Raw genomic sequence first — 10,952 nt, 5'->3', positions numbered from 1 at the left:
CTCGCTTGCTGTCGTGGCGGCCGACTCTGTCGGCGGCCTCGCCAGCGCCCTGCGAGGAAGGCGTATTCTACTGAAGTGGCTGAGTTTGTCAACTCTCTTCGCGGCCGTCACCGGGGTGAGCCTGATGCGAAGCGCCGCGCTTGCCGGCTGCCTTCAGCGTGGCGTGCATTCTACCGTCTCCGGTGCTTCTGTCAATCGCGAATCGCTCTAGCCGATTCGAAAAAAACCAAACAGAAACAAGCACTTTCTCCACTTCCACCGCCGGTAACGTTTGCCCGTTGCCGGCAGCGGATGCGTACTTTACGGGCTGGGGGCCGCGGCCGCAAGGACTTTTGTCGGAAAATTTCACCGCCCGCCCGAAACGCCCGTCCACAGGCGGTTTCAGGCGAGTGGCTGTGGATAAGCATGCCGGCGCGTTGCACCGACCTCAAGCGCGACGCCCGCACAGGGCGGGCGTCGCAACGACAGGCCAGAGAGAAACCGGACTTCAGCCCGTGGCAGGGGGCTGCTTCATCTTGCGCATTATCGCCTGGGCGGGACCGGATGCCACATAGGCGCCGAACAGCAGCAGCAGCATCACCGAAGGCTCCACCGAAATCACCACGAAGCCCAGCACGATAGCCAGCAGCACCACGAAGGGAACCGGCCCCTTGAGGTCGATCTCCTTGAAGCTGTAGTAACGGATATTACTGACCATCAATACGCCGGCGGCAGCCACCACCAGCAGCATCAGCAGCTTGAACCCGACGGCATCGGCATCGAAGCTGTGAAAGGTCCAGACACTTGCCGCCACGAAGGCGGCAGCCGACGGGCTAGGCAGGCCGATGAACCACTTCTTGTCGACACTCCCCACCTGCACGTTGAAACGCGCCAGGCGCAAGGCGGCACAGGCCACATAGAGGAAGGCCACCACCCAGCCGGTCTTGCCGATGTCCTGAAGGATCCAGGTAAAGGCCACCAGCGCCGGCGCCACGCCGAAGGAGACCATGTCGGAAAGGCTGTCGTATTCGGCGCCAAAGGCACTCTGGGTATTGGTCATGCGGGCGACACGCCCATCCAGGCCATCGAGCACCATGGCGATGAAGATGGCCACCGCGGCGGCAGTGAAGTCACCATTGATACCGGCCACCACGGAGAAGAAACCGGCAAACAGCGCCGATGTCGTGAACAGGTTGGGCAGCAGATAGATTCCCCTGCGCCTCACCTTCTTGCCGTCTTCAATGGATTCTTCGATAACCTCCGTTTCGCGAACGAAAGCGGCGGCCAGGTCTTCCTCGGCAGGGGGGAGCCGTTCGTGCTCGCTCGGGCCGGATTCGGCACCCTCATCGCGAGGGCCATGCTCGGTATTGCGGGGATCCTGACTCATTCGTCTCGTCCGTTGCCAGAATGGAGTCGCCCGAAGGCGATGCCTTCATTCTACACGCTGTCGCCAAGGCGCAAAGTGCCGCGGCTACCTTCGGATACGACAAGGGCGCGGAAGTCCGCGCCCTTGAGGTGGTCCAGACGAGCCGAGACTCAGTTCTTGGACTTGTCCACCAGCTGGTTGGCGGCGATCCACGGCATCATGCCGCGCAGCTTGGCGCCAACGATCTCGATCTCGTGCTCGGCATTCAGGCGGCGGCGCGCGGTCATCGAGGGGTAGTTGCTGTTGCCCTCGCTGATGAACATCTTGGCGTATTCGCCGGTCTGGATGCGCTTGAGCGCATTGCGCATGGCGGCGCGCGACTGCTCGTTGATGACCTCGGTGCCGGTCACGTACTCGCCATACTCCGCGTTGTTGGAGATGGAGTAGTTCATGTTGGCGATACCGCCCTCGTACATCAGGTCGACGATCAGCTTGAGCTCGTGCAGGCACTCGAAGTAGGCCATCTCCGGGGCGTAGCCTGCCTCGGTCAGGGTCTCGAAACCGGCCTTGACCAGCTCGACCGCACCGCCGCACAGCACGGCCTGCTCACCGAACAGGTCGGTCTCGGTCTCGTCCTTGAAGGTGGTCTCGATGATGCCGCTGCGGCCACCGCCGACGCCGGCAGCATAGGAGAGCGCCAGTTCCTTGGCGGTGCCGGAGGCGTCCTGATGGATGGCGATCAGGTCGGGGATGCCGCCACCCTTGACGAACTCGGAGCGCACGGTGTGACCCGGCGCCTTGGGCGCGATCATGATCACGTCCAGGTCGCGGCGCGGCTCGATCTGGTTGTAGTGGATGTTGAAGCCGTGGGCGAAGGCCAGGGTGGCACCCTGCTTCAGGTTCGGCTCGACCTCGTTCTCGTAGATGGCCTTCTGGTTCTCGTCCGGCGCCAGGAGCATGACCACGTCGGCGCTCTTGCACGCCTCCGGCACGCTGGCGACCTTGAGGCCTGCGGCCTCGGCCTTGGCCGCAGAGGACGAGCCGGCGCGCAGGGCGACGGTGACGTCGACACCCGACTCCTTCAGGTTGTTGGCATGGGCATGGCCCTGGGAACCATAGCCGACGATGGTGACCTTCTTGCCCTGGATGAGGGAGAGATCGCAATCCTTGTCGTAATAAACGCGCATGTTGTGCTCCTGAAGTGGTTAACCGAAGATTTGAGGTGTCAGCGTTGATGGCCACCCGCGCCGTCTGTCGCGGCACTGGGATTCCTGCCATCCGATGCCGCCACCTTACGCCAGCACCGACATTGCGTAAAACGCTATATTTGCAATACGACATGCCGAAATATGAAATAATCAGACCATGGACATGCGACCCCTCAAGCAATTTCTCGCCCTTGCCGAGACGCTGCACTTCGGCCGTGCCAGCGAACTCTGCCACGTCAGCCCTTCCACGCTCTCGCGCACCATTCGCCAACTGGAGCAGAACCTGGAAGTACCGCTGTTCGAACGCGACAACCGCCATGTGACCCTGACCCCCCAGGGCCTGATCTTCCAGGACTACGCCAGGGACACCCTGGCGCAGTGGGAAGTGCTGCGCCACACCCTGAGCCGACATGCCGACGAACTCGCCGGCGAGATCAGCATCTACTGCTCGGTCACCGCCAGCTACAGCTTCCTCTACGACTTGCTCAGCGATTTTCGCCTGCGCCACCCGCGAATCGAGCTCAAGCTGCATACCGGCGACCCCGCCGAATCCATGTCACGGGTACTCGACGGCGAAGAGGACATGGCGATCACGCCTCGCCCCCGTAGCGTGCCCGGTCCGCTGGCCTTCAAGTCGCTGACTCGCTCGCCGCTGGTCTTCATCGCCCCCGCCGCCCAGGCCGACTGGATTCCCGGCACACCGGAATCTCCCTCCGCCACACAGTGGCAGAACGTGCCGATGATCCTCTCCGAGGCGGGTCTGTCGCGGGAGTACAGCGACACCTGGTTCAAGGCCCTGGGCGTCGTCCCACGCATCTATGCCCAGGTCGCCGGCCACGAGGCGATCGTCAGCATGGTCGGCCTGGGCTTCGGGGTCGGCGTGGTGCCGAAGATCGTGCTCGACAACAGCCCGCTCGTCGAGCGGGTCAGGGTGCTGCCGGTCAAGCCGGAGCTGCCCCACTACGACGTCGGGCTGTGCGTGCTCAATCGCCGCCTGAGAAGCCCGCTGATCCAGGCGCTGTGGGACGAGGTAGTGGAACGCTGAGACGAAAAAGCCGCCCCGAAGGGCGGCTTGGAAGGCGTCAAGCGGTACGAATCAGAGGCTGAGGACTTTATCCCCGCGGGCAATACCGGAAACCCCCGTGCGCGCCACTTCGAGAATGCCTACCGGCCCCATGGCCTGGAGGAAGGCATCCAGCTTGCCAGCGTCGCCGGTGATCTGCACCGTGTAGAGGCTCGGCGTCACATCGACAATCTGCGCGCGGAAGATATCCACCGTGCGCTTGACCTCGTCGCGGGCCGCCCCCAGGGCCTTGACCTTCACCAGCATCAGCTCGCGCTCGATGTGGTTGCCCTCGGTGAGGTCGACCAGCTTGATCACGTCGATCAGCTTGTTGAGATGCTTGGTGATCTGCTCGATGACCCGGTCGTCGCCCACGGTGGTCACGGTCAGCCGTGAGAGCGACGGGTCCTCGGTGGGCGCCACGTTCAGCGTCTCGATGTTGAAGTTGCGCTGCGAGAACAGCCCCACCACACGAGACAGAGCGCCCGGTTCGTTTTCCATCAGAATCGAGATGATATGACGCATCAGGTCCGCTCCGTCTTGGAAAGCAGCATGTCACGCATGGAGCCCAGGGGCACCTGCATCGGATAAACGTGCTCGCGCGGGTCGACGATGACGTCGAGGAACACCAGCTCATGGTTGTCGGCGAAGGTGCGCTCGAGCGCCGGGCCGAGTTCATCCTTCGTCTCCACCCGCAGCGCGGTGAAGCCATATGCCTCGATCAGCTTGCTGAAGTCGGGCAGCGACTCCATGTAGGAGTGCGCATGACGCGACTTGTAGTTGAGGTCCTGCCACTGGCGCACCATGCCCAGCGAGGCGTTGTTCAGGTTGACGATCTTCACGCCGCCGCCGAACTGCTTACAGGTCGACAGCTCCTGCATCATCATCTGGAAGCTGCCTTCGCCGGTGACGCAGATCACCTGTTCGTCCGGGAAGTTCTGCTTGATGCCCATGGCCGCCGGGAAGCCGAAGCCCATGGTGCCGAGCCCGCCGGAGGTAATGAAACGATTGGGCTTGTCGAACTTGTAGTACTGGGCCGCGAACATCTGATGCTGCCCCACGTCGGTGGTCACGTACGCCTCGCCACGCGTGACCTCGCAGAGCGCCTCGATCACCTCCTGCGGCTTGAGCGCCTCACCCGACTGAGAGGGTTCGTAGAGCTTGCCCGCCCGCTCCTCGCGCCAGCCTTCGATCTTCTGCCACCACTCGCCCAGCGCTTCGGGATGCTCGATCTCCTTGCCCTGCAGCAGGCTGATCATCTCGTTGATCACGCTACCCGCCGGCCCGACGATGGGCACGTCCGCCCGCACGGTCTTGGAGACCGAGCTGGGGTCGATGTCCACATGGATGATCTTGGCGGTGGGACAGAACTTGGAGGTGTTGTTGGTGACCCGGTCGTCGAAGCGCGCCCCGATGGCGATGATCAGGTCGGCATGGTGCATGGCCATGTTCGACTCATAGGAGCCGTGCATGCCCAGCCAGCCAAGGCACTGACGATCGCTCTGCGGGTAGGAGCCGATGCCCATCAGCGTGGTGGTGATGGGATAGCCCAGCCGCTTGACCAGGTCGGTGAGCCCCTCGCTGGCCCGGCCGGTGACCACACCGCCGCCGGTGTAGAACATCGGCCGCTTGGCCTTGAGCATCAGCTCGACGGCCTTCTTGATCTGGCCGGTATGGCCGCGGGCAACCGGGTTGTACGAGCGCATCTTGATCTTCTTGGGATAGACGTACTCGTAGCGTTCGGTAGGGGCGGTCATGTCCTTGGGAATGTCCACCACCACCGGGCCGGGCCGGCCGGTAGAAGCCAGGTAGTAGGCCTTCTTGAGCACTTCCGGGATCTCGGACGGGTGCTTGATCGTGAAGCTGTGCTTCACGATGGGCCGCGTCACACCGATGATATCGGTCTCCTGGAAGGCGTCCTCGCCGATCAGATGGCTGGCCACCTGGCCGCACAGCACCACCATGGGTATCGAGTCCATGTAGGCGGTGGCGATGCCGGTCACGGCATTGGTGGCACCGGGACCGGAGGTCACCAGCACCGTACCGGGCTTGCCCGATGCCCGGGCATAGCCGTCGGCGGCGTGGGTCGCCGCCTGCTCGTGGCGCACAAGGATGTGCTTGACCTTGTCCTGGCGGAACAGCGCATCGTAGATGTGCAGCGCCGCGCCACCGGGATAGCCGTAAATATATTCGACGCCCTCATCCTGCAGGAATCGGGCGATCATGTCCGCGCCGGAAAGCAGTTCCACGTGTGTTTCTCCCCTGGAGGTCTCGAGTGCGATCCGCGCCCTTCAACGGGCACGGGTTCGAGTGCGACGGTATGTCGCTGCCGGATACGCCGGCACCTGATGCCAAACCCTGGCAAATGGCCCTGTTGGGGCCTGCACTCTCATTCAGGAACCCTGATTTATTGCTGCGCTCGCGACATAAATCATCAGTTCCCTTCACGGCGGTTAACCGCGTCGGGGCGTTGGCCAGGACGGGCGGTTGGCCCGGTCCCGGTAGTCCTTCGGCGGGTAGAGGCGACATGGCCTACCCGTCACGCGGTAATGGGGGATTGCCCGCAGAGTCCGCGCCCGCAAATCAGGAACGGTCAAGATTCCAATAGCGCCGCAGCAGTGTCAACCGCCAAGCGGCTTTTGCTAGCCCAGAGCGGGAATTTCTGCAAGATTTCGAATAAAAAAGCCCGCCAGCGAAGGGCGGGCGGGCAAGGGGGTTACAGGACGCAACCTGTATTCAGTGTAGACAGTTGCCAACCGCATGGTCGGCGAACTGCGTAACGCTTTGTGTCAGGCGCTGAACGACAACTTGCCGTCCACGGCGGTGACATGAATCACGTCGCCGGGGTGGAACTTCCCCGCCAGCAGGTCCTGGGCCAGCGGGTTCTCGATGCGGCTCTGGATCGCTCGCTTGAGCGGTCGGGCGCCGAACACCGGGTCGAAGCCCACCACGGCCAGCTGGGCCAGGGCCTCGTCGCTGACCTCGAGCCCCAGCTGATGCTCGGCGAGCCGCGCACGCAGGCGATCGAGCTGGATGCCGGCGATGGCCTGTATCTGCTCCTGCATCAGGGCATGGAACACCACCACTTCGTCGATGCGATTGATCAGCTCCGGCCGGAAGTGGTCGCCGACCACCGCCATCACCATCTCCTTCATCTGCTCGTAGTCGCTGTCATCACCGCCCATGCGCTGGATGATGTCCGAGCCCATGTTCGAGGTCATCACGATCACGGTGTTGCGGAAGTCCACGGTGCGACCCTGGCCATCGGTCAGGCGACCGTCCTCCAGCACCTGCAGCAGGATATTGAACACATCCGCATGCGCCTTCTCCACCTCGTCGAGCAGCAGCACCGAGTAGGGCCGCCGGCGAACCGCCTCGGTGAGATAGCCGCCCTCCTCGTAGCCGACGTAGCCGGGAGGCGCACCGATCAGCCGCGCCACGGAGTGCTTCTCCATGAACTCGGACATGTCGATGCGCACCATGGACTCCTCGGTATCGAAGAGGAAGTTGGCCAGCGCCTTGCACAGCTCGGTCTTGCCCACCCCGGTGGGGCCCAGGAACAGGAAGGAGCCGTTGGGCCGATTGGGATCCGAGAGCCCGGCGCGGGAACGGCGCACGGCGTTGGCCACGGCGGTGACCGCCTCGTCCTGGCCGATCACCCGCTCGTGCAAGGACTCCTCCATGCGCAGCAGCTTGTCGCGCTCGCCCTCGAGCATCTTGGCCACCGGAATACCGGTCCAGCGCGACACCACCTCGGCGATCTCCTCCTCGGTGACGTTGGAGCGCAGCAGCTGGTGTTTCGAGGTATCGGTCTCGCCCTCGCCACTCTCGGCAATCTTCTTCTCCAGCGCCGGAATCACCCCGTACTGGATCTCCGACATTCGCGCGAGGTCGCCCTGGCGGCGTGCCTGCTCCAGGTCGATGCGCGCCTTGTCCAGCTCATCCTTGTACTGCGCCGCGCCCTGGATGCTGGCCTTCTCGGCCTTCCATATCTCGTCGAGGTCGGCGTACTCGCGCTCGAGTTCGTCGATCTGGGCCTGCAGGGTCTCCAGGCGCTTGCGCGAGGCCTCGTCGGTCTCCTTCTTGAGGTGTTCGCGCTCCATCTTGAGCTGGATCAGCCGGCGGTCGAGGCGATCCATCTCCTCGGGCTTGGAGTCCAGCTCCATGCGAATGCGCGACGAGGCCTCGTCGATCAGGTCGATCGCCTTGTCGGGCAGCTGCCGGTCGGTGATATAGCGGGTCGAGAGCTTGGCCGCAGCGATGATCGCCCCGTCGGTGATATCGACACCGTGGTGCACCTCATAGCGCTCCTTGAGGCCGCGAAGGATCGCCACGGTGTCCTCCTCGGAGGGCTCTTCCACCAGCACCTTCTGGAAGCGGCGCTCCAGCGCGGCGTCCTTCTCGATATGCTGGCGGTACTCATTCAGGGTGGTGGCACCCACGCAGTGCAGCTCGCCCCGGGCGAGTGCCGGCTTGAGCATATTGCCCGCGTCCATGGCACCCTCGGCCTTGCCGGCGCCGACCATGGTGTGCAGCTCGTCGATGAAGAGAATGACCCGGCCCTCTTCCTGGGACAGCTCCTTGAGCACCGACTTGAGCCGCTCCTCGAACTCACCGCGAAACTTGGCGCCCGCCAGCAGCGAGCCCATGTCCAGCGACAGCACGCGCTTGTTCTTGAGCCCTTCCGGCACCTCGCCGTCGACGATGCGCTGGGCCAGGCCCTCGACGATGGCGGTCTTGCCCACGCCGGGTTCGCCGATCAGCACCGGGTTGTTCTTGGTGCGCCGCTGCAATACCTGAATGGTGCGACGGATCTCGTCGTCGCGGCCGATCACCGGATCGAGCTTGCCGCTGGCGGCCCGCTCGGTGAGGTCGAGGGTGTACTTCTCCAGCGCCTCGCGCTGCTCCTCGGCATTGGGGTCGTCGACCCGCTCACCACCCCGCAGGCTGTCGATGGCCGTCTCCAGCGACTTGCGCGTCACGCCGGCCTGGGCCAGCAGCTTGCTCACGCCATGGCGCATTTCCAGCGCCGCCAGCAGCACCAGTTCGCTGGCGATGTACTGGTCGCCCCGCTTCTGGGCCTCGCGGTCGGTCAGGTTGAACAGCTTGACCAGTTCTCGGGAAGGCTGCACCTCCCCCTCGAACTGGCCGACCTGGGGCAGGTCGTCGAGATAGCCCACCAGGCCGTCGCGTAGCCGGGCGGGGTCGCCGTCGGCACGCTGTATCAGCGACTTGACGCCGGTGTCACTGGCATCGAGCAGCGCCAGCAGCAGGTGGCCGGGATCGAGCTGGTTGTGTCCACGTCCCACGGCCAGTGATTGTGCATCGGCCACGGCGTTCTGCAGCTTGCCGGTAAACTTGTCGAATCGCATTCGATCACTCCTCCATCGGGGTGGCGGCGCTGCTTGGACGCGCCGCTTGGCCCTGTCATATTGCGTTTGACAGTATCAATGGAGTCAGCGTGGCCGGCTTTCAAGTCGCCCGCCAGGGAAAGGATGCTCAGGTTGACACAGGTCAGGCTATGCCAGAGAACGGCGCCTGAAAGCCAAGCTCACCTTAGCCAGATCACGCTGGCCATTCGTCCCGTCCTGCCGTTATCACGACGATGGGAGTAGAAGCGCGATTCGCAGGCGGTACAGAAGTGGCCTCCGCTGACATGGGACACGCCGAGCCGCTCCAGGCGCAGCCGGGCCAGCTTGTAGAGATCGCCCATGAAATGGCCCAGGCGATAGGGGCTCGGATCGAAGGCGGCCTCGGTCTCAGAGTGGACTCCGGTGAAGGCCTGCTGCACTTCGGGTCCGACCTCGAACTGGGCGTTGGAGATCGCCGGGCCAAGCCAGGCCATCACCTCTTCCGGCGGCACACCCAGCGCCGCCACCGAGGCTTCCAGCACGCCGCCAGCCAGCCCGCGCCAGCCCGCATGGGCCACGCCGACCCGAGTGCCCTGGCGATTGCAGAGGAATACCGGCAGGCAGTCGGCGGTGAGCACCGCACAGGCGTAGCTTCGATCGAAGGCCACGGCGGCGTCGGCGTCGGGCAGCGCCTCGGAGTAGCTGGCCTGGACTCTGGCACCGTGCACCTGGTTCAGCCAGAGCAGCGGCCTGTCACTGTCGAGCTCGTCCGCCAGCAGGCGGCGGCACAGCGCCACGTGATTGGGGTTGTCGCCCACCCTGTCACCCGGGTTGAAACAGGCAAAGTCCCCCTGGCTGGGGCCGGACTCCCGGGTGGTAACGAAGGCACCGACACTCGCGGGTGCCGGCCAGTCCGGCTCGATCAGGGTCGGTTGCAGCTGGGGGGCATCACTCATAGCATCGCCTCGCGGTCGTCGCGGAGATAGTCGATCAGCATCAGCAGGTCATCGGGCAGGGCGGCACGAAACTCGACCCGTTCACCGCTGCCGGGATGATCGAAGGCCAACTTGCGAGCATGCAGCGCCTGGCGGGGAAACCCTCGCAGCAGCTCCTTGAGCCCGTCACTGGCCCCCGGCGGCAGCTTGAGGCGGCCGCCATAGACCGGGTCGCCGATCAGGGGAAAACGCTGATGGGCCAGGTGGACGCGAATCTGATGGGTGCGCCCGGTCTCGAGCCGGCAGCGTACATGGGTGTGGGCGCGAAACCGCTCCACCACCCGATAGTGTGTCACCGCGGGCTTGCCATTGACGTTGACCGCCTGGCGCTTGCGATCCTTGGGGTGGCGACCGATCGGCGCATCCACGGTGCCCCCGGCCGTCATCACCCCCACCGACACGGCATCGTACTCACGCGAGACCGTTCGCGTCTGCAGCTGGTCGACCAGCGCAGTCTGGGCGGTCAATGTCTTGGCGACCACCATCAGCCCGGTGGTGTCCTTGTCCAGGCGATGGACGATGCCCGCCCTGGGGACCATGGCAAGCGCCGGGCAGTGATAGAGCAGCGCATTGAGCAGCGTGCCGTCGGGATTGCCCGCCGCCGGATGGACCACCAGCCCCGCCGGCTTGTCGATGACCAGCACCTCATCGTCTTCGTGGACCACCGCGAGGGGAATATCCTCGGCCTCGAAGCGCGTGTCGTCCTCGAGTTCGGCGACGAGTCGCAGCCACTCGCCGCCGGCCACCCGGTCCTTGGGCTTGCCGGCCAGGCCATCGACCGTCAGGGCACCCTGCTTGATCCAGCCCTTGAGCCGTTCGCGTGAATGATCGGCAAAGAGCTCGGCGGCAGCCTGGTCCAGGCGGACTCCGGCAAGGGAAACGGGCACTCGTTGCTGGGCTTCCAGAATCTGGGGCATATAGGGGCTATCGCTGGGCAGGCACCGGAGGACTGCGTTTTCACGCAAGGTGCTTTATAGTGGACGGGTTACG

At 64.3% G+C, this 10,952-nt stretch carries 9 protein-coding genes; 2 read left to right on the top strand and 7 right to left on the bottom strand.

Annotated features, from left to right (window positions below):
- The coding region (locus LY622_RS14555; protein ID WP_234289923.1) for a hypothetical protein at window positions 1-211 on the top strand (211 nt) is incomplete at its 5' end.
- Window positions 212-487: 276 nt separating this feature from the next.
- On the opposite strand, the gene pssA is transcribed toward LY622_RS14555, so the two are convergent.
- Both pssA and ilvC read right to left on the bottom strand, forming a co-directional pair.
- Window positions 488-1,366, bottom strand: coding sequence for a CDP-diacylglycerol--serine O-phosphatidyltransferase (gene pssA / locus LY622_RS14550; protein ID WP_234291557.1), 879 nt, complete (start codon window positions 1,364-1,366; stop codon window positions 488-490).
- Window positions 1,367-1,515: 149 nt separating this feature from the next.
- Window positions 1,516-2,532: a ketol-acid reductoisomerase gene (gene ilvC / locus LY622_RS14545; RefSeq protein ID WP_234291556.1), complete on the bottom strand. Its 1,017-nt coding sequence runs from the start codon at window positions 2,530-2,532 to the stop codon at window positions 1,516-1,518.
- A gap of 178 nt (window positions 2,533-2,710) precedes the next feature.
- On the opposite strand from ilvC, the gene ilvY reads away from it, so the two are divergent.
- Window positions 2,711-3,598, top strand: a complete 888-nt coding sequence (ilvY, locus tag LY622_RS14540) for an HTH-type transcriptional activator IlvY (protein WP_234291555.1) — start codon at window positions 2,711-2,713, stop codon at window positions 3,596-3,598.
- A gap of 51 nt (window positions 3,599-3,649) precedes the next feature.
- Here the strand turns inward: ilvY and ilvN are convergent, their stop codons facing one another.
- The 5 genes from ilvN to rluD form a co-directional block, all read right to left on the bottom strand.
- Complete coding sequence (gene ilvN, locus LY622_RS14535; RefSeq protein ID WP_043511804.1) at window positions 3,650-4,141, bottom strand: acetolactate synthase small subunit; 492 nt, start codon at window positions 4,139-4,141, stop codon at window positions 3,650-3,652.
- Window positions 4,141-5,865 (bottom strand): acetolactate synthase 3 large subunit, encoded by a 1,725-nt coding sequence (locus LY622_RS14530; protein WP_234291554.1) that lies wholly within the window; start codon window positions 5,863-5,865, stop codon window positions 4,141-4,143. Before LY622_RS14530 ends, ilvN begins: the two co-directional genes overlap by 1 nt.
- Window positions 5,866-6,405: 540 nt before the next feature.
- A complete protein-coding gene (gene clpB, locus LY622_RS14525; protein WP_234291553.1) occupies window positions 6,406-8,988 on the bottom strand; it encodes an ATP-dependent chaperone ClpB in 2,583 nt (860 codons plus the stop codon).
- Window positions 8,989-9,167: 179 nt separating this feature from the next.
- Window positions 9,168-9,923 (bottom strand): peptidoglycan editing factor PgeF, encoded by a 756-nt coding sequence (pgeF, locus tag LY622_RS14520; RefSeq protein WP_234291552.1) that lies wholly within the window; start codon window positions 9,921-9,923, stop codon window positions 9,168-9,170.
- A complete protein-coding gene (rluD, locus tag LY622_RS14515) occupies window positions 9,920-10,879 on the bottom strand; it encodes a 23S rRNA pseudouridine(1911/1915/1917) synthase RluD (protein WP_234291551.1) in 960 nt (319 codons plus the stop codon). The genes pgeF and rluD overlap by 4 nt, the downstream gene beginning before the upstream one ends.
- Window positions 10,880-10,952 lie beyond the last annotated feature (73 nt).

Origin of the sequence: Halomonas alkalisoli (assembly GCF_021412585.1) — a bacterium.
Classification (GTDB): domain Bacteria; phylum Pseudomonadota; class Gammaproteobacteria; order Pseudomonadales; family Halomonadaceae; genus Halomonas; species Halomonas alkalisoli.
The sequence above is the reverse complement of the archived record's forward strand: the minus strand, read 5'-3'. Positions and strand labels throughout refer to the sequence as shown.